Consider the following 19,210-nt stretch of genomic DNA (forward strand, 5'->3'; position numbering starts at 1 on the left):
ACCCCGCTCTTGCGGGGTTTTATGATATAATGAATATCTAGGGAGAGAGCACTATGGCACAATCACAAAATACAAGCGTTGAACTACAAACCACAGGGGTTTCCTACATGGGCTTTGGTGGCAAGGTTGGTAAATTTCTAATTGGTGACAAGGCACTTGAATTCTACCCAGATAGCAATGTTGAGCGTTATATCCAGATTCCTTGGTCAGAAATGACTAGCATTGGCGCAAACGTTTCTGGCAAAGCAATCAGCCGTCATTTTGAAATTTATACAGAGAAAAGTCGATTCTTGTTTGCATCTAAAGATTCTGGTAAGATTCTTAAAATTGCTCGTGAGCATATTGGCAATGAAAAAGTTGTGAAATTACCGACTCTTATGCAAACAATCGGCAGAAAAATTTCGAATCTATTTGCCAAAAAATAAAAATTCAAGTATAATAGTAGAAACGGATAAGTAGCATCTGGCTCCTTCCAGAAAGTCTGCGGTCGCTGTGAGCAGATAGGAAAAAGTTGTGAAATTCTACCGTTATGAAATTATCAAAATACAATCAAGTGCACAGAATGTGAAGCTGGATGGAACCGCGGTAAATATCGCTCCAGCATCTCTCATTCTGTGTTTTTTTATTCTAAAGGAGACATCTATGCTAGATATCAAACGTATTCGTACAGATTTTGACGGAGTGGCTGCCAAATTAGCTACTCGTGGTGTGGCTGCCGAAACCTTGGCAGACATCAAGGAATTGGATGCAAAACGCCGTGAAATCTTGGTTACTGTAGAGGAATTAAAAGCTGAACGTAACACAGTTTCAGCAGAGATTGCCCAAGCAAAACGCAACAAGGAAAATGCTGACGACAAGATTGCTGCCATGCAAAAACTGTCTGCCGATGTAAAAAACTTGGATGCTGAACTCTTGGAAATTGATGAAAAACTAAATGCTATTCTTGCAGTTCTTCCAAATACACCGCACGACTCTGTCCCTGTTGGTGCAGATGAAGAAGAAAACGTGGAAGTTCGCCGCTGGGGAACGCCTCGTGAATTTACCTTCGAGCCAAAAGCTCACTGGGATTTGGGCGAAGACCTAGATATTCTGGACTGGGAACGTGGCGCAAAAGTAACTGGTGCACGCTTCCTCTTCTACAAGAACCTGGGTGCTCGCTTGGAGCGTGCCCTCTACAACTTCATGTTGGACGAGCATATCGCAGAAGGCTACCAAGAAATCATCACACCTTACATGGTCAACCACGACTCTATGTTCGGTACTGGTCAATATCCTAAGTTCAAGGAAGATACCTTTGAGTTGGCAGACACTAACTTCGTCCTCATCCCAACTGCGGAAGTGCCGTTGACTAACTACTACCGCAACGAGATTCTGGAAGAAAAAGACCTGCCAATCTACTTCACAGCCATGAGCCCATCTTTCCGTTCTGAAGCTGGTTCTGCTGGTCGTGACACCCGTGGTCTTATCCGCCTTCACCAATTCCACAAGGTTGAAATGGTCAAATTTGCTACACCAGAACAGTCTTACGATGAATTGGAAAAAATGACCGCAAACGCAGAAAATATCCTTCAAAAATTAGGCTTACCATACCGCGTTTTGGCCCTCTGTACAGGCGATATGGGCTTCTCAGCTGCTAAGACCTACGACTTGGAAGTCTGGATTCCTGCACAAAATGCCTACCGTGAAATTTCAAGCTGTTCCAACACAGAAGATTTCCAAGCTCGTCGCGCCCAAATCCGCTACCGCGATGCTGCTGACGGCAAGGTTAAATTGCTCCACACCCTCAACGGTTCTGGTTTAGCAGTTGGTCGTACCGTAGCTGCCATTCTTGAAAACTACCAAAACGAAGATGGTTCTGTCACCATTCCAGAAGTTCTCCGTCCATACATGGGTGGGGTTGATGTGATTAAGCCATAACCTATCCCAAGAAAAAACAAACATCATGACGATGCTTGTCTGCCATTAACCCACTGATTATTCGGTGGGTTTTGTCATATTCAGATAAGGTTCTAGTAGAGAAAAGCCGTTAGTCAAGCGTTTTCGCAGCTCCTCTTCAGAGGCAGTCGTTCTAAATGGTACATCATACTTGACCAGTACTTTTCGAACGCGTCCTGCTTCGACGGCTTCTAGTAAAATCTGCCTATTCTCCTCAGTTCCATCCAAGCGATAAAATACCTTTCCCTCTTGCACCCAGTAATAAAGTGGTGCCTGAATCGGGCAGTTCAGCACACGGTTTTGCTGAAAAAGAGAGGTCTCTACCTTCTTTCGCTCAATGAAGCTAACTTCTACTGAAATCCCCGCTTCAGCTCCCTTACCATACAGACGAATGGCGAAAGCTGGGGCCGACGAACTAGAAGAGGGTAGGCGGTAATAGGTCCAAAAATGCGGTCTGCAAATCTGGGCTTGGTTCATCCATTGACTGACTCTCTCGGGCACCAAGGGACCGACTTGCTCAGCTAAAGCTAAACTTAATGTCTGAAACTCCTTATGTGCTGCCTGTGCTAAGTTTCTTAAGACTGTCATCTCGCCTGCCGAATCTCCTGCCTTTTCAGGCTTGCAATAATGAACTCCTTGATATTCCAAATATCTACGGCACTGTTCAAGCATCTGAATCTCCTATCCACTTCTCCATGTAGACCATATCCATGCCTTCCTGCTCAGGCTCGGTTTTGATAGCCTCGTAACCGAGTTTTTCGTAGAAAGCAACTAATCTGGGCTCCTGTAAGACGGTACAGAGTACCCACCGCTTGACTGTCGGATAAAGACTTTCTAATTCTAGCATTGCCTTATGACCATAGCCTTTTCCTCTGTGGTCTGGATCAATGCCAATCAGACCTAGCCAGCCCTGGTCTGCATCTTCAGCGACCGTTGTTCGTACCAGTCCGACTGTGTGCCCTTCCTCGACAATCTTGTAGTAGGTGCAATTTGGTCGTGCAAACCGTGATTGGAAGTAGTCCATAGTTTCAATGGCAGGGTTGTATTGGTCCTGATAGGTTTCATACAAGGCTGCAAATGCTCGGTGTTGAATAGGTAGCAATTCTTCTGCGTTTGATAGATCCGCTTTTACTAACATGGAAAACCTCCTGAAATAATTTCATTTATTATATCAAATATAGCAAAAAAATACTAGGTCTTCCTAGTATTTCCTAAAGCGTTGATAACGGTTTTCAAGTAGCACATCAAGTGGCAAGGCTTGTAGTTGAGCCAACTGACTGACCAAGTTTTCCTTGATGTCGGTCAAGACTTCCTTTGTCGCTCTGCCATTTTCCAAAACAACCCGATCAACCACTTGGAGTTTCTCCAACTCATAAGAAGTGATCTTCATGAGTTCTGCCGCTTCCATGGCCCGACCGCCGTCTTTCCAGAGGATAGAGGCGAAACCTTCAGGGCTGAGGACGGCGTACATGGAGTTTTCCAGCATCCAGACCTGGTCTGCGACTGCTAGGGCAAGTGCTCCGCCAGAGCCTCCCTCACCGATGATAATGGCGATAATAGGCACCTTGAGGTCGCTCATCTCCATGAGGTTGCGGGCAATGGCCTCGCCCTGTCCACGCTCCTCGGCACCAACACCTGGATAGGCTCCAGCGGTATTGATAAAGGTGACAACGGGACGACCAAACTTCTCCGCCTGCTTCATGAGGCGAAGGGCCTTGCGGTAGCCTTCTGGGTGGGGCTGACCGAAATTGCGTTTGAGGTTGTCCTGAAGGTTCTTCCCTTTTTGGATACCGATGACTGTCACCGGCTGACCTACTAGAAAGCCGATGCCACCCACAACTGCTCCGTCATCGCGGAAATTGCGATCGCCGTGCAGTTCGATAAAGTCCTCAAAGAGTTGTGTGGCATAGTCCAAGGTCGTCAGGCGAGCCTGGTCACGTGCCAAACGGATCATACGTGCTACATCACTGGTCATCTGACACCTCCATGCATTCTCAACAAGCGACCAATGGTCGCAGGCAAGTCCTGACGTTTGATAATTGCATCAACAAAGCCGTGTTCTTGTAAAAATTCAGCCTTCTGGAAATCATCTGGCAGATTTTCACGCACAGTTGACTCAATGACCCTGCGGCCAGCAAAGCCAACCAAGGTCTGCGGCTCAGCCAGGATAATATCGCCTTCCATGGCAAAACTAGCCGTCACCCCCCCTGTTGTCGGGTCTGTCAAGACCGTCAGGTAAAAGAGGCCAGCATTGGAATGGCGTTTCACAGCTGCTGAAATCTTAGCCATTTGCATCAGGCTCATAATGCCTTCCTGCATCCGAGCACCGCCAGATGCGGTAAAGAGTACAACTGGGAGTCGCTCTTCCATAGCGAGCTCGAAAAGACGAGTGATTTTCTCACCGACCACCGTTCCCATTGAAGCCATGATAAAGTGAGAATCCATGATTCCAAGGGCAACTGGTTGTCCGCCGATGGTCGTCTTGCCTGTCAAAACAGCCTCGTCCAAGCCTGTCTTTTGACGGGTGGCCGCCAGTTTTTCCAAATAATTAGGGAAGTCCAAGGGATTTTTGGTTTCAATCCCTGTAAACAATTCCTCGAACGAGCCTTCATCTGCTGTCAAAGCCAAGCGTTCCTGGGCTGTAATCCGGAAATTATAGGAACAGTGTTGACAGGTTTTCTCTGGTCCCAAGTCCTTCTTGTAGAGGATTTCCTTACAAGCTGGACATTTGGAAAAGAGTTCGTCTGGCACCTCTGGCTTTGCTTGAGGTGCTGACTCTATCCGCGAACGATTGGGGTTGATGCGGATATATTTGTCCTTTTTGCGAAACAAAGCCATAGCATTCTCCTAGTTTACTTTTTTATCGTCATTTAGTTTTTCTTTTATTACTTCAACGTATGAGGAAACTTCGTTTCCCTATTTCCAACTTCAAACACTCCACTGGAGTGTTTGAACTCGCCTTGCCTAACTCCAGTTATGCCTGCGGCTGTTGATGCGAACTTTGTTCGCTCTATTTCCAACCTCCAACTATCCACCAGATAGTTGGAGCGAGTACTAAAAGTAAACTAAAAGACTATAGTTCTTCTTGATAGCGGAGTAAAAATTCTTCCATAAGGTAGGCGGTGTCGTAATCACCAGCCACCACTCGCTTGTCGGAAATTAAATCCAGCTGGAAGTCAGTATTGGTCACCACTCCGTCAATTTCCAATTCGTAGAGGGCGCGCTGCATCTTCATCAGGGCTTCAAAGCGATTTTCCCCATGCACGATAACCTTGGCAATCATGGAATCGTAATAAGGCGGAATGGTGTAGCCTGGATAAACTGCCGAGTCCACACGCAAGCCAACGCCACCACTTGGTAGGTAGAGATTGGAAATCTTACCTGGACTTGGGGAAAAATTGAAGGCTGGATTTTCAGCATTGATACGACATTCAATGGCATGGCCTGTAATCTGCACATCTTCTTGGCGGACGCTGAGTTCCTGACCAGCCGCAATCTTGATTTGCTCCTTGACAATATCCACACCAGTAACAAATTCGGTAACTGGATGTTCCACCTGCACCCGTGTGTTCATTTCCATGAAGTAAAATTCGCCCTTGGATTCGTCCAAAAGGAACTCAATGGTCCCTGCATTTTCATAGCCAACTGACTGGGCAGCCCGTACCGCTGCTTGACCGATACGGTCCCGCATGGTTTGACCAATGGCGATAGACGGAGCTTCTTCCAAGACCTTCTGGTTGTTGCGTTGAAGGGAACAGTCCCGTTCTCCCAGATGAATGACATGACCATGCTGATCCGCCAAAATCTGTACTTCGATGTGGCGGGCTGGATAGACGACACGCTCCATATACATGGCACCGTTGCCAAAGGCTGCCTTGGCTTCGCTGGAAGCTGATTCAAAGGCAGGCACTAGATCTTCGGCTTTTTCTACCTTACGGATCCCCTTACCGCCACCACCTGCTGATGCCTTGAGCATGACAGGATAGCCAATCTTTTCAGCAATTTCAAGGGCTTCTTGGCTGGTCAAGACCTCGCCGTCTGATCCTGGAATAACAGGCACTTGAGCCTTAATCATCTCCAACCGAGCATTGATTTTATCGCCCATGGTATCCATAACCGTCCCAGAAGGACCAATAAATTTGATACCAACCTCTTCACAAAGGGTGGCGAATTTAGAGTTTTCACTCAAAAATCCAAAGCCGGGATGAATAGCCTGAGCACCTGTCACAACAGCCGCCGAGATGACCGCCTGCATATTGAGATAGGAATCTGTCGAACGAGCCGGTCCAATACAGATAGCCTCATCTGCCAACATGGTGTGGAGGGCTTCCTTGTCAGCCTCTGAATAGACAGCCACCGTCGCAATCCCCAACTCCCTGGCCGCACGAATAATCCGCACTGCAATCTCACCACGATTGGCAATCAAAATCTTCTCAAACATGATGAATCCTATCTCCTTTTTAACATAGAATAATTGTTATATCAATCACAGTCCTTAACTAGTTTGAAAAATAAAGGACTGTTTCATACTCAATGAAAATCAAAATCAGGCTAGGCGACGCAGATGCAGATAGAACTGAAGTTCATCAAATCAAGTCAACAACGGCTGAGTTTGATTTTCGAAGAGTATTAGTTTCCGATAGCAAAAGTCAACACCCCCGACGCAGCCAGTTTTCCGTCCACTTCTGCCTTTGCCTCAACGACCGCAATGGTTCCACGGCGTTTGACAAATTTAGCTGTCATGATCAACTGGTCACCAGGTACAACTTGCTTCTTAAATTTAACCTTGTCCATGCCGGCATAAAAAACCAGCTTGCCCTTGTTTTCTTCCTTGGACAACTCCAAGACACCTGCGGTTTGTGCCAAAGCCTCCATGATGAGAACACCTGGCATGACAGGATAGTCTGGGAAATGCCCGTTGAAGAAGGGCTCGTTAATGGTCACATTTTTGAGGGCGACAATCTCATCTTCGGATGCTTCAAGGACACGATCGACCAAGAGCATGGGATAGCGATGAGGAAGAGCCTCTTTAATTTTCAAAATATCGATCATTTGATGCGTACCAATCCTTGTCCAAATTCTACAATGTCCTGGTTAGCCACCAAAATCTCTGTGACCACACCGTCACGGTCAGCAGGTACTTCGTTCATGACCTTCATGGCTTCGATAATCATGAGGGTCTGCCCTTTTTTGACCGTGTCACCAACTGCTACAAAGACTGGCTTGTCCGGAGCTGGTGACAAATAAGCCACACCAACTAAAGGACTTTCCACCACTGCACCTTCTGCCACAGGGCTGGCGTTGGCTTCTGCTGGAGCAGCTGGCTCACTGGTTGCAACTGCTGGGCTTGTAGGAGCTACTGGAGCAAGCGGAGCTTCTACGATTGCACTTGGGGCCACTGTCGCCTGCTGGTTTTTACTGAAATGCAAGGTTTCCCCAGCATTGCTATATGAAAATTCTCGCAAACTTGACTGGTCAAACTGACTCATCAAGTCCTTTATTTCTGTAATATTCACTTAAGCCTCCCAACGTTTGAAAGCAATCACCGAATTGTGACCTCCAAAGCCAAATGTATTTGAAATGGCATGGCGGATTTCCATATCACGCCCCTGTCCATAAATGACATCCGCTTCAATATCTTCAGATAATTCTGTCGTGCCAGCTGTCTTTGGTGCGTAAGAATGACGCATAGCCTCAATGACAGCTGCCGCTTCAACGGCACCCGCTGCACCCAACAAGTGACCAGTGAAGGACTTGGTAGAAGAAACTGGCGTGTTCTTGCCGAAGACAGATACGATAGCTTGGCTTTCCCCTTTTTCATTGGCCGGTGTCGAAGTGCCATGGGCATTGATGTAGTCAATATCAGCTGGCTCCAAACCTGCTTCTGAAATGGCCAACTTCATGGCCTTAATAGCACCCAGACCTTCTGGATGTGGCGAAGTCATGTGATAAGCATCGCAAGTATTTCCATAACCAACGATTTCAGCCAAGATAGTCGCCCCACGCGCTTCTGCATGTTCTAAACTTTCCAATACTAAAACCGCGGAACCCTCTCCCATGACAAAACCATTGCGGCCCTTGTCAAATGGAATAGACGCACGTTCTGGATCCTCAGTAGTCGACATAGCTGTCAAAGCTTGGAAACCACCGATTGCAAACGGAGTAATGGCTGCCTCTGCTCCGCCAGCCAGCATCACATCTTGGAAACCAAACTTGATTTCACGGAAGGCTTCCCCTAAAGCATCATTTGATGAAGCGCAGGCTGTGATGATGCACTTGCAGACGCCATTTGCACCGACCTGCATAGCAATATTTCCAGCCGCCATATTTGGCAGGGCCTTTGGAAGAGCCATGGGACGAATGCGTTTTGGACCTTTTTCGTTCATCCGAGCCACTTGCTCTTCAATTTCCAAAATACCACCGATACCTGTTGATAAGATAACGCCAAAACGGTCACTATCCACTGTCTCTGTATCCAGCTGTGCATTAGCAATCGCTTCTTTAGCTGCATAGAGTGCATAGAGCGAGTAATTATCGTAGCGATTTGTATCCTTTTTAACGAAATATTTGTCAAAAGGAAAATCTTTTAATTCCGCAGCATTAAGTACGCTGTACTCGCTGGTATCAAACTTGGTAATCTTTCCGATCCCAATTTTCCCAGCCTTCAAACTATTCCAGAACTCCTCTGGCGTATTTCCGATTGGAGATGTCAGACCGTAGCCTGTTACTACTACACGATTTAATTTTGTCATTTTCAAACCTCTCTTAAAATAACACACAAAACAACATTGAATTTACAGTGCGTTATTGCAGTCTTTCAGTTTGCTTTTAGTACTACGAAAAAGTTCATTTCAACAAGTTGTTGACAGCTTCAATAATCCAGTGGACTATTGAAGGTTGGAAATCGTGAGGCTGGGCAAAAAGCCCAGGACCACTACTCAGAGTTCGTGTCAACATCTCAGCGCAGTGGTTGATTGGCAGATTTGTTCGTGTTTTGCACTCCAAATCTGGCCTAATCAACTGTGCGGGGGTGGGAAGACGAACTCTTTTTATCTTGGTCGAGTTCTTTCCCACTCCCAGCTGGAAATCTGGAAACGTAGTTTCCTCACTCGTCGAAGTAATAAAAGATAAACTGGAAGACTGGATTACTGCATGGTCAAGCCGCCGTCAACCGCAATCACCTGTCCAGTTAGATATTCTTGCTTAGCCAAGAACACTGCAACATCAGCTACTTCTTCTGTCGCACCAAAGCGTTTCATAGGAATTTGTGCAGTCATAGCTTCTTTAATCTTGTCAGATAAAACATCTGTCATATCAGACTGGATAAAGCCCGGCGCAATCGCATTGACACGAACATTTCGCCCAGCAACCTCACGGGCAATGGCTTTGGTAAATCCAATCACACCTGCCTTTGAAGCAGCATAGTTGGCCTGTCCAGCATTTCCAATCAAGCCAGATACACTTGACAGATTGATAATAGCACCCTCACGAGCCTTTGTCATCGGTTTCAAAACAGCCTGCGTCATATTAAAAGTTCCAGTAAGATTTACCTTCAGAACCGTATCAAAATCCTCTTCTGTCATACGAAGAGCCATACCGTCTTTGGTAATCCCTGCATTGTTGACCAAAATATCGACGCTACCGAGGGTTTCGATGGCTTCTGCTACCATTCGTTTGGCATCTTCCGCGCTTGAAATATCTCCTGAAATAGCTAGGACTTTCACACCGTAATCTGCAAAGCTATCCAGAATCTCTTGCCCTAATTGACCACGACCGTTCAGCACCACATTGGCACCAAGACTGGCAAACTTATGGGCAATGGCCAAGCCGATTCCTCGACTTGAACCTGTTACAAAAACATTTTTATTTGTTAATTCCATGATTCCTCCTCATGATTTATTCAATACTATTTGTAGCCCCTCTATATCTTCAATTGCTACAACATGCGCTGTCTTATCGATCTTCTTGACAAATCCTGATAAGACTTTACCTGGACCGATTTCAATAAAGTTAGTCACACCAGCTTCCTGCATGGTTGTGATTGACTCATAGAAACGGACTGGTTCCATCACTTGACGGGTCAAGAGGGACTTGATATCCTCTTTTTTCATGACCTTGGCTTCTGTATTACCGACCAACTCTACTTGGAAGTCCGCAAATTCCACTTCTTCCAAGGCCTGAGCCAATTGCTCCGAAGCTGGTCGCAGGAGAGCTGTATGGAATGGGCCAGATACATTGAGCGGAATCATCCGTTTGACACCTGCTTCCTTCAGCAATTCAACCGCCTCATCCACTGCAGCCACCTCACCTCCGATGACGATTTGGGCTGGTGTATTGTAGTTGGCTAGGGAAACAATCCCAGAGGTAACAGTCGAACAGATTTCTTCAATCAAGTTGACATCTGTGTTGAGAACAGCAACCATCTTACCAGTCCCTGCTGGCGCAGCCGTTTCCATATATTCACCACGCTTAGCAATCAGGGCAATCGCATCTTCAAAGGCCAAAGCTCCCGATGCCACCAGAGCTGAATATTCTCCCAAGGATAGACCAGCTACCATATCAGGTTTAATCCCCTTTTCTGCCAACAAACGATAGATAGCTAGGGAAGTTGTCAAAATAGCAGGCTGGGTATAGCGAGTCTGATGTAATTTATCCTCTTGATTGTCAATTAGGTCGCGAATGTCATACCCCAGAATCTGACTAGCCTGGTCAAACGTTTCTCTAACTACCGGGTAATATTCGTAAAGGTCGCGAGCCATCCCCACTGTCTGAGACCCTTGACCTGCAAAAAGAAAAGCTGTCTTTGTCATCCTATTCTCCAACCGAAGCCCAACGGCTTGCCTCTTCTCTAATCACTTTGGCTGCTCCATAATAGATGTCTTTCAAAATATCTTCACAAGATTCTTCTTTAGAAACCAGACCAGCAATTTGACCAGCCATCACGGAGCCATTTGTTACATCACCATCAACAACTGCATTGCGGAGTGCTCCCGCACCAAGTTCTTCAATAGCATCTGCCGAAATTTTACCTGCCAAGAAATCTTTCTCTGCAGCTGCATAAGCAGATGACAACTTATTCTTGATAGCTCTCACAGGATGTCCAACAATAGAAGCAGATACAGTTGTATCAATATCCTTAGCTTTTAAAACTTTTTCCTTATAAGCCTGATGGGCATTGGACTCTGTAGCTACTACAAAACGAGTTCCAACTTGCACCGCTTCTGCACCCAACATGAATGCTGCTGCTGCACCTGCACCATCTGCAATACCTCCAGCAGCAATAACAGGAATAGATACGGCTTCAACAACCTGACGAACCAAGGTCATGGTGGTCAATTTACCAATATGGCCTCCAGCTTCCATACCTTCAGCAATAACAGCATCTACCCCTAATTTTTCCATGCGTTTCGCAAGGGCTACACTCGGTACAACAGGAATAACGGTAATCCCTGCAGCATGGAGACGCTCCATATACTTCCCTGGATTTCCTGCTCCTGTAGTGACAACTTTCACACCTTCTTCGATGACCAAGTCAACAATGTCATCCGCAAAAGGAGACAAAAGCATGATATTGACACCGAAAGGCTTGTCCGTGATAGATTTAACCTTGTCAATATTTGCCTTGACCACCTCTTTGGGAGCATTTCCTCCACCGATGATTCCTAGACCACCTGCATTAGATACGGCACCAGCCAAATCTCCATCAGCTACCCAAGCCATACCACCTTGAAAAATTGGATACTTAATATCGAGCAATTCTGTTATTTTCGTCTGCATAATTCCCTCATCTGTTTTTCTTGCTTAACTAATCATTTGAATATCAAACAATTAGCTAAACAAGCGAGGGCAAAGCCCTCACTTAATAATTAGTTTGATGTTTCAATGTTTTGAATATCAAACTATATCTCCAAAGAAAAATGCTCACCAGCACTTTTCCTTAGAAATATTATTTTGTTTTTTCTTCAACATAAGCAACCAAATCGCCTACAGTTGTCAAACCTTCTTCAGTATCGATTTGAATATCGAAGGCATCTTCGATTTCAGAGATAACTTGGAAAAGATCCAATGAATCTGCGTCCAAATCTTCAAAGGTTGTTGTAAGGGTTACTTCTTCAGCATCCTTACCCAATTCTTCAACGATGATTTCCTGTACTTTTTCAAATACTGCCATGATAAATGTCTCCTTTTGGAAAATAAAATATTTTAATCTTGCCTAGGGCAAGGAATTAACTAAAGTTGTAAGAGTAGAGTTCCCCATGTGAGGCCTCCACCGAAACCAGCCATGAGAACAGTCTGGCTTCCATCTAATCGCAACATTCCGCTCTCTACACATTCTGATAAGAGAATGGGAAGACTTGCTGCACTGGTATTGCCATATTTATCCATATTTGCTGGAAATTTTTCACGCGCCACTCCCAATTTACGAGCCATCTTATCTAGGATACGTATATTGGCTTGATGGAGCAAGAAATAATCAACACAATCCACAGTCATATCAGCTTGTTCTAGCAGCTCTGCCATGGTTGCCGTAACATCCCTCGTAGCAAATTCAAATATAGCTCTGCCCTCCATTTGGATAAAGGGTTGCTGACGGCTTTGTGTCGAGAATGGCGTCTCTTTCTGATCTATCCCTGCTGTCAGACTAGCACCTCTACCGCCATCCGTTCGCAAGATTTCTGCTAAAAAGCTCGGTTGTTCACACGCTTCCAGCAAAACTCCTCCAGCACCATCTCCAAATAAAACAGCCGTTGATCGATCCGACCAGTTGACAGACCTAGATAGGGTCTCTGATCCAATAACAAGTCCTCTCTTATAGACTCCTGAAGCAAGCAATTTTTCTGCTGTTGATAGCGCAAAAACAAATCCTGAACAAGCTGCAACGAGATCATAGGCAAAAGCCTTTTTCGCACCAATTGCTGCTTGGACCATAGCTGCCGTAGATGGCATTGAAGCATCTGGAGTAATCGTTGCTACGATGATGAAGTCAATTTCACTAGCATCTAGCTGAGACTTTTCCAGTAATTTTCTAGCCACTTGACTAGCCAAATCACTCGTCGTCTCTCCAGTAACAATGTGCCGTTGACCGATACCTGTACGGCTACGAATCCACTCATCACTGGTCTCCATTCGTTGAGCCAAATCATCATTGGTCACAATCTTCTTCGGAAGATAGTGGGCCACCTGACTGATTTTAGCATGGTTTCTCATTTCAAATCCTCCAAGAAGTGATAGAGTTTCATGAGTCCTTTCTTCATTACCTGATACTCTGCATCATCCATACCATCTGTAATCTGTTTTACCATTTCATTGTGAAATCGTTGATGCAAACGATAGACTAGTCGACCTTTTTTGGTCAGGTAGAGATGAACAACTCGCCGATCTTTGGTCGAACGAATACGCTCAACATATCCTTTTCTTTCCAAATTGTTCAAGCTAGTTGTAACAGTACCTAAGGTTACCATCAAAGTCCGAGCAACATCACTCGGAGTAGCTCCATCAATACTTCCTATCACATCAATCGTGTGCATTTCCTTAATCGAAATATCATTGAATCGGCTACCACGCAGACTTGTTTCTTCAATCACCAACACATTGTTAAAAATGGCCGTTAGATATTCATTTACTTTTGGATCTTCCAAAACAGGCCTCCTTTACTTTGATAGTCAAAGTATAAACCATAAAACTTTGATTGTCAAACATTTTTTACTAATTTAAAAATTAATCTCCCGTAAACACTGGTCTACGTCGTTCTGCATGCGCTCGAACTCCCTCTTTAAAATCCTCTTTATAGGCCAATGTTTCTTGCAAATCCAGCTCCAATCGGCGATAAGACTCCCAGTCTTTAAATTGACTTTCCCATGTCAGTTGTTTGATTGCTGCATAAGAATTTACTGAGCCTCGCAAGAGTTTTTTTATGACCTGGGCAACTGTCTTTTCTAGTTTTTCTGGCTCTGCCAATTTATAAACAATCCCATATTCTAAAGCCTTATCCGCTGATAAGCCCTCTCCTGTCATCGCCAAGTGACTAGCACGATTAGCCCCAATAGCACGACTCAGTAGAAAGAGACCCCCCGCATCCGGCGCAAGTCCAACACCTACAAAGGCTTGGATAAATTTTGTCTTGCTGGAGGCAATAACAAAATCAGCTGCCACTGCCATATTAGCCGCGGCTCCAGCCACTGCCCCATCTGTCACCATAATGACTACTTTAGACAATTTCTTCATCGCAAACGAAATATCATTCACCAGCTCTGCTATTTTTACCAAAGAAGCAATATCATCATCATCATCAACTGCACGCTTCATCTCAACTAAATCTCCACCAACGGAGAAAATGGAACCCTGTGCTTGAATTTGTAAAATTTTGACGGAGGCATCCCCTTCTGCAAGGCGGATTGCTTCTAAGATTTCTTCACACATAGGAATATTAAAACCATTTGCAACTTCCGGTCTGTTTAAAGTTAGAATCGCTACGGAATCAATTACTTCATAACGAATTGTTTGGTAGGCCATTCCCTTGCTCCTTTCGAAATAGTTTGATAATTAAAAGATTTGAATATCAAACTTCAAATTCTTGTTTTCCATTGTAACACAGTTTTTACAATTGTCACTTTTTTTCTAGCAAGGAAAGTGTGACGTCCGAAAAAGAGGGGGGGCTATCCTCGAAATATAAAATTTAGATATGCTAGAAAATAACGTGTCTAAGAACCTACATTCACACACAAAGCGCCTTGGCTTTTTCGCTCATCAAGGCAATTTTTGAGGGAAATACTGACTGTATTTTGAAAAAAACAACCTCAATATGCAAGTCTGAACTGTAAATATAGGCTCTAAGTTTAATTTACAACTTTCATTTTTTCACGTTAATACTTTTGGAAGATTGAACTGGATTCTGAGCTAGAAACACCATTTTTCACCGAGAACTAATACTTGGACTACAATATAATATTTCTTAAAATCGCACTAAATCAAAGGCATCTTCAAGATTGTCTACCAATCTATCTGCTTTCGACTGATCAATTCCATAATGCTGGTCTCGAATAGCCCAAACTGTCAATCCTGCTTTTTTAGCCGCTTCAATTCCCTTAGCACTATCTTCAAATACTAAAATGTCCGATTTAGCTACTCCTGTTGCACTGGCTGCTTTCACATAAACTGCGGGATCTGGTTTTGGGGCCTCACAATCCATCGCTGAGAAAACATGACTAAAGTGAGAGCGTATACCAGCATCTAGTAGAGCACGTTCGATTTCTGAACGGTCGGTATTTGAAGCCAAAACTACAGGAATACCTTGGATAGTTAGTCTCTCCAATACCGCTTTAACTTCAGGAAAAATCCTCTCTGCATAAGGGGTAGGTCGCTTTTCTTTATACACACGATATTCTTCTTCCAAGGCAGGGACATCCCAGTTATCATAATCATCCCCTAAAATCCGTTGCCAAATTTGACTAGCCCTTCCACCGACAAATATAGATGGATCCAAATGATCAACCGATAAACCTTTTGTCGCTAAAAAATTCACTCGACGTTGAAAATAGAATGTTTCTGTATCAAAAAGTACACCATCCATGTCGAAAATAATTGCTTTTACCATACTCGCCTCCTATTACTTTAATTGTAACACAGTTGAAAGAAGAAAATGTTTTTCTGAAATTTTCATACTTACCTCTTGTTCGCTTTTCGATAAAATTCTTGGCAAGATTTGTCTGAACATACTGACAATTTCATATCATTCTGCTATAATAGAAAAAAATATCCAAGGAGATGAGAATGAAAGTTATTAAATTTGGGGGAAGCTCACTTGCTTCAGCTGGACAGTTAGAAAAAGTTTTCAATATTGTTCAATCTGATTCAGAACGTCGCTTTGTTGTGGTGTCTGCACCTGGAAAACGCAATGCCGAGGATACTAAAGTTACTGATGCATTGATTAAATATTATAAAGAATATGTTAACGGAAAAGATGTGACTGCCAGTCAAGAATGGATCATCAACCGCTATCAAGCAATGGTTGACGAACTTGGTTTCACAGCTAACAGCATGAAGAAAATCGCAGACAGCATCATCTCTTTGGCAAGCCTACCAATTGATGATAACGAATTCCTTTACGACGCTTTCTTAGCAGCTGGTGAAGATAATAATGCCAAATTGATTGCCGAATATTTTACCCACAGAGGATTGCCTACACGCTATGTCCATCCTAAAAAAGCTGGTATTATCGTCAGCTCCGAACCAGGAAATGCTCGCATTTTGCCTTCCAGTTATGACAAAATCGAAGAGCTTCGTGATACAGATGAAGTACTCATTATCCCAGGATTCTTCGGTGTAACTGTTGATAACCAGATTTGTACCTTCTCACGAGGTGGATCGGATATTACAGGTTCCATCATTGCTGCCGGGGTTAAGGCTGACCTCTATGAAAACTTTACAGATGTCGATGGTATTTTTGCTGCCCATCCTGGCATCATTAAAAATCCACATTCAATCAAAGAATTGACCTATCGTGAAATGCGAGAATTAGCTTATGCAGGTTTCTCCGTCCTCCACGATGAAGCCCTCCTTCCTGCCTATCGCGGGCGGATTCCATTGGTTATTAAAAATACCAATAACCCAACTCACCCTGGTACCCGAATTGTACACAAACATACCGAGCAAACAGTTCCTGTTGTCGGCATTGCTGCAGACGACGGTTTTGTCAGCATTAACTTGTCCAAATACTTGATGAACCGTGAAGTTGGTTTTGGTCGCAAGGTGTTGCAAATTCTCGAAGATCTCAATATTCGCTGGGAGCACATGCCGACCGGGATTGACGATTTATCCATCGTAGTCCGTGAGCGTGAATTGACTCCTATTAAGGAAGAAGAGATCCTTCGTCAACTCAATACGAAAATGGAAGTTGACAAGGCCGAAATCGAACATGGTTTATCTATTATCATGATTGTTGGTGAAAATATGAAGAGCCATGTCGGTGTAACAGCTACCGCTACCACCGCCCTCTCTAAACAAAACGTCAACTTGGCAATGATTTCACAGGGAGCCAGTGAAGTTTCTGTTATGTTCGTTGTCAAAACCGAAGAAAAGAAACGCGCCCTGCACGCACTCTATGAAGCTTTTTTTAACGAGCAATAATCACAACGAGGTCGGTCAGTTCCCTCTTCATACTCTTCGAAAATCAAAATCAGACATTGTTGACTTGATTTGATAAGTGTCAAGCTCCACTAGAGCTTGACAGCCTGCTACCATAAAATAAGAAAGTAGCTGGGTTATATCTGCTCTTGGAGAAACGAACTTCGTTCACTCTATCCCCAAGCTTCAAAGGTTTCCCAAACCTTTGAAGCTAGTCTGATTTTAATTTTCATCGAGTAGCAATTAAAATTTGAATAAACAAAAATAGCTTAGAATCAACGTTTCTGACGATGCAATTCTAAGCTATTTTTTAGGCTTTTTATACGAAAACTCAAAGTTAGTGTCAACATCTCAGCGCAGTGGTTGATTGGGTTTAACAGTCCAGTGGACTATTTTAGCCCAAGCCAACTGCTTGGAAGTGAGGGGAACTCTTTTTGACCTAGTCGAATCTTTCCCACTCCCCTTACATCGAAGTAATAAAATTCAACTAAATGACGATATTTGTATTATAGACAATATCTAGGTAATACTTCTCTAATATTTTACCCCTCTATTCTAGCGAAAGAGGCGTATTATCGTCACTTTTACTATCGCTGTTATTCAAAAATTCGAGGTAGGCGATCTGTCAAAAGACAAACCACCTCGTAATTTATGGTTCCGATGCGATCAGCCCACTCCTGAACAGAGATCGTTTTATTTCCATCTTGACCGATTAGGGTGACTTTTTGACCAAGTGGATAAGCATGAGGTAAACGAATGGTGATCTGGTCCATCGAAATACGCCCTACAATTTCACAGGCCTGCCCATCAACTAGAACTGATAAGCCTTGTAAACTTCGTACGAGACCATCTGCATATCCTATCGGAACGGTCGCAATCCATTCTGAATCGGTGCTGTGATAAGTAGCTCCGTAGCCAATTGTTGTGCCAGCTTCAACCTGCTTTACATGAACAATTTCAGATACGAGAGATAAGGCTGGTTGAACCTCAAACGGGAGTTCTAGTACTCGTCCACTTGGATTAAGTCCATAAAGAATGTTTCCCAAACGAACCAGGTTAAATACTGTATCAGCATGCCAAATGCTTGTTGCTGAATTGCTGGCATGAATCCAGCGCGGAGTAATTGGTAGAACATCCAAAAATTCTTTAAAAACAGACAGTTGACTCTCGAAGTGCGCCTGATCAACCTCATCCGCAGTAGCAAAATGAGTATAGACTCCTTCGATGTCATACTCTAATTCTTCAAGGATAGCAATCGCTTGTAGCAAATCGGCTATTTTTCTAAAACCAATCCGCCCCATACCAGTATCTAGCTTAAGATGGACAGTTAGACCAGATAAATCCGCCTCTAAGTCTTTTGCATCTTGCAACCAGTCCAGACTGGCAACTGTCACACTGATATTGAGTTGATGAGCTACTGGTAAAAAACGTACAGGAACCACTCCTAAAATCAAGATAGGGTGCTCGATACCTGCTTTACGTAGCTCTAATGCTTCATCCAAATTCGAAACACAAAAACCAGCTGCTTGACTGGATAACTTTTTCGCTACCGCAACAGCTCCATGACCATAAGCATTCGCTTTAACAACAGCAAACGCTTCAGTCTTAGGGGGCAAATTGGTCATTACTTGCTCGAAATTTTCCGCAATCGCATCTAAGTTAACCCGAATTTGCGTGGGTCGATGTTCACTTTCAATCATCTTTCTCCTCCAAAATCACACTAGCTTGTACAAAATTTCCTGAATGGCTAATGCTTAGCCAAATATTCCCATCAAAGGGACTCTTCGTCACATAGGGAACTCCTTTGCTGGTATTCAGAATTTCAATATCATGAAATCCTATCTTACCAATACCTGTCCCCAAGGCCTTGGTCAGCGCTTCTTTGGCTGACCAACGTCCAGCTAAATATTCTAACTGACGGCGACCGGACAGACTTTGATACCGTTCAAATTCTTTCTCTGTGAGAATCTTTTTGGGAAACCCTTGGTGTTTGATTCTGGCACTTTCAATCGCCTCCATCTCCTGAAGGTCAATGCCATGTCCTACTATCATTAATCGGTCTCCTTTTGCATAGTCATTTCATTTATTAAAATAAACGAACTGAGTCTAGTGACTTGTCTAAAAATTGCAAAAGGACTGGACAGCCGTCCAG

Annotated in this window: 21 protein-coding genes; 3 read left to right on the forward strand and 18 right to left on the reverse strand. The window is 44.0% G+C overall.

Features of this window, described 5'->3' with window-relative positions; translation table 11 throughout:
- Positions 1–53 precede the first annotated feature (53 nt).
- Positions 54–425, forward strand: a complete 372-nt coding sequence (locus ODU37_RS03360) for a DUF956 family protein (RefSeq protein WP_012027688.1) — start codon at positions 54–56, stop codon at positions 423–425.
- 217 nt (positions 426–642) lie between these two features.
- Positions 643–1,917: a serine--tRNA ligase gene (gene serS, locus ODU37_RS03365; protein ID WP_024395410.1), complete on the forward strand. Its 1,275-nt coding sequence runs from the start codon at positions 643–645 to the stop codon at positions 1,915–1,917.
- Between the two features lie 57 nt (positions 1,918–1,974).
- Here the strand turns inward: serS and ODU37_RS03370 are convergent, their stop codons facing one another.
- The 16 genes from ODU37_RS03370 to ODU37_RS03445 all read right to left on the reverse strand — a co-directional run bounded on the left by ODU37_RS03370 (position 1,975) and on the right by ODU37_RS03445 (position 15,529).
- Complete coding sequence (locus tag ODU37_RS03370) at positions 1,975–2,607, reverse strand: hypothetical protein (protein WP_105147674.1); 633 nt, start codon at positions 2,605–2,607, stop codon at positions 1,975–1,977.
- On the reverse strand, positions 2,600–3,073 hold the full coding sequence (locus tag ODU37_RS03375) for a GNAT family N-acetyltransferase (protein WP_105147675.1): 474 nt from the start codon (positions 3,071–3,073) through the stop codon (positions 2,600–2,602). The genes ODU37_RS03370 and ODU37_RS03375 overlap by 8 nt, the downstream gene beginning before the upstream one ends.
- 63 nt (positions 3,074–3,136) lie before the next feature.
- Complete coding sequence (locus ODU37_RS03380) at positions 3,137–3,910, reverse strand: acetyl-CoA carboxylase carboxyl transferase subunit alpha (protein WP_249562350.1); 774 nt, start codon at positions 3,908–3,910, stop codon at positions 3,137–3,139.
- A complete protein-coding gene (gene accD, locus ODU37_RS03385) occupies positions 3,907–4,773 on the reverse strand; it encodes an acetyl-CoA carboxylase, carboxyltransferase subunit beta (RefSeq protein ID WP_105147677.1) in 867 nt (288 codons plus the stop codon). The genes ODU37_RS03380 and accD overlap by 4 nt, the downstream gene beginning before the upstream one ends.
- Before the next feature lie 235 nt (positions 4,774–5,008).
- Positions 5,009–6,376 carry an acetyl-CoA carboxylase biotin carboxylase subunit gene (locus tag ODU37_RS03390; protein WP_105158590.1) on the reverse strand — a complete coding sequence of 456 codons (1,368 nt, stop codon included), beginning with the start codon at positions 6,374–6,376 and terminating at the stop codon, positions 5,009–5,011.
- Positions 6,377–6,564: 188 nt separating this feature from the next.
- Positions 6,565–6,987, reverse strand: coding sequence for a 3-hydroxyacyl-ACP dehydratase FabZ (fabZ, locus tag ODU37_RS03395; protein ID WP_024399594.1), 423 nt, complete (start codon positions 6,985–6,987; stop codon positions 6,565–6,567).
- Positions 6,984–7,451 (reverse strand): acetyl-CoA carboxylase biotin carboxyl carrier protein, encoded by a 468-nt coding sequence (gene accB / locus ODU37_RS03400; protein ID WP_024412218.1) that lies wholly within the window; start codon positions 7,449–7,451, stop codon positions 6,984–6,986. Before accB ends, fabZ begins: the two co-directional genes overlap by 4 nt.
- A complete protein-coding gene (gene fabF, locus ODU37_RS03405) occupies positions 7,452–8,687 on the reverse strand; it encodes a beta-ketoacyl-ACP synthase II (RefSeq protein ID WP_105158589.1) in 1,236 nt (411 codons plus the stop codon).
- A gap of 393 nt (positions 8,688–9,080) precedes the next feature.
- Positions 9,081–9,815, reverse strand: coding sequence for a 3-oxoacyl-[acyl-carrier-protein] reductase (gene fabG / locus ODU37_RS03410; protein WP_249562349.1), 735 nt, complete (start codon positions 9,813–9,815; stop codon positions 9,081–9,083).
- A gap of 9 nt (positions 9,816–9,824) precedes the next feature.
- Positions 9,825–10,745, reverse strand: coding sequence for an ACP S-malonyltransferase (fabD, locus tag ODU37_RS03415; RefSeq protein WP_105147681.1), 921 nt, complete (start codon positions 10,743–10,745; stop codon positions 9,825–9,827).
- A gap of 1 nt (position 10,746) precedes the next feature.
- Entirely contained in the window at positions 10,747–11,712 is a 966-nt protein-coding gene (gene fabK, locus ODU37_RS03420) for an enoyl-[acyl-carrier-protein] reductase FabK (RefSeq protein WP_105147682.1), read from the reverse strand.
- A gap of 169 nt (positions 11,713–11,881) precedes the next feature.
- Positions 11,882–12,106, reverse strand: coding sequence for an acyl carrier protein (locus ODU37_RS03425; protein WP_002938891.1), 225 nt, complete (start codon positions 12,104–12,106; stop codon positions 11,882–11,884).
- Positions 12,107–12,165: 59 nt separating this feature from the next.
- Positions 12,166–13,143 (reverse strand): beta-ketoacyl-ACP synthase III, encoded by a 978-nt coding sequence (locus tag ODU37_RS03430; RefSeq protein ID WP_105147683.1) that lies wholly within the window; start codon positions 13,141–13,143, stop codon positions 12,166–12,168.
- A complete protein-coding gene (locus tag ODU37_RS03435) occupies positions 13,140–13,574 on the reverse strand; it encodes a MarR family winged helix-turn-helix transcriptional regulator (protein WP_012775319.1) in 435 nt (144 codons plus the stop codon). The genes ODU37_RS03430 and ODU37_RS03435 overlap by 4 nt, the downstream gene beginning before the upstream one ends.
- Before the next feature lie 79 nt (positions 13,575–13,653).
- Positions 13,654–14,448: an enoyl-CoA hydratase gene (locus ODU37_RS03440; RefSeq protein WP_249562348.1), complete on the reverse strand. Its 795-nt coding sequence runs from the start codon at positions 14,446–14,448 to the stop codon at positions 13,654–13,656.
- A gap of 439 nt (positions 14,449–14,887) precedes the next feature.
- Entirely contained in the window at positions 14,888–15,529 is a 642-nt protein-coding gene (locus ODU37_RS03445; RefSeq protein WP_105095595.1) for an HAD family phosphatase, read from the reverse strand.
- 176 nt (positions 15,530–15,705) lie between these two features.
- Here ODU37_RS03445 and ODU37_RS03450 point away from each other — a divergent pair, with 176 nt between their 5' ends.
- Positions 15,706–17,061 carry an aspartate kinase gene (locus ODU37_RS03450; protein WP_105147685.1) on the forward strand — a complete coding sequence of 452 codons (1,356 nt, stop codon included), beginning with the start codon at positions 15,706–15,708 and terminating at the stop codon, positions 17,059–17,061.
- A gap of 593 nt (positions 17,062–17,654) precedes the next feature.
- Here ODU37_RS03450 and alr read toward each other — a convergent pair.
- Both alr and acpS read right to left on the reverse strand, forming a co-directional pair.
- Positions 17,655–18,758 carry an alanine racemase gene (alr, locus tag ODU37_RS03455; RefSeq protein WP_029170995.1) on the reverse strand — a complete coding sequence of 368 codons (1,104 nt, stop codon included), beginning with the start codon at positions 18,756–18,758 and terminating at the stop codon, positions 17,655–17,657.
- Positions 18,751–19,110, reverse strand: a complete 360-nt coding sequence (acpS, locus tag ODU37_RS03460; protein ID WP_012027718.1) for a holo-ACP synthase — start codon at positions 19,108–19,110, stop codon at positions 18,751–18,753. Before acpS ends, alr begins: the two co-directional genes overlap by 8 nt.
- Positions 19,111–19,210: the final 100 nt, after the last annotated feature.

Origin of the sequence: Streptococcus sp. 2021WUSS109 (genome assembly GCF_044427305.1) — a bacterium.
GTDB classification, from domain to species: domain Bacteria; phylum Bacillota; class Bacilli; order Lactobacillales; family Streptococcaceae; genus Streptococcus; species Streptococcus suis.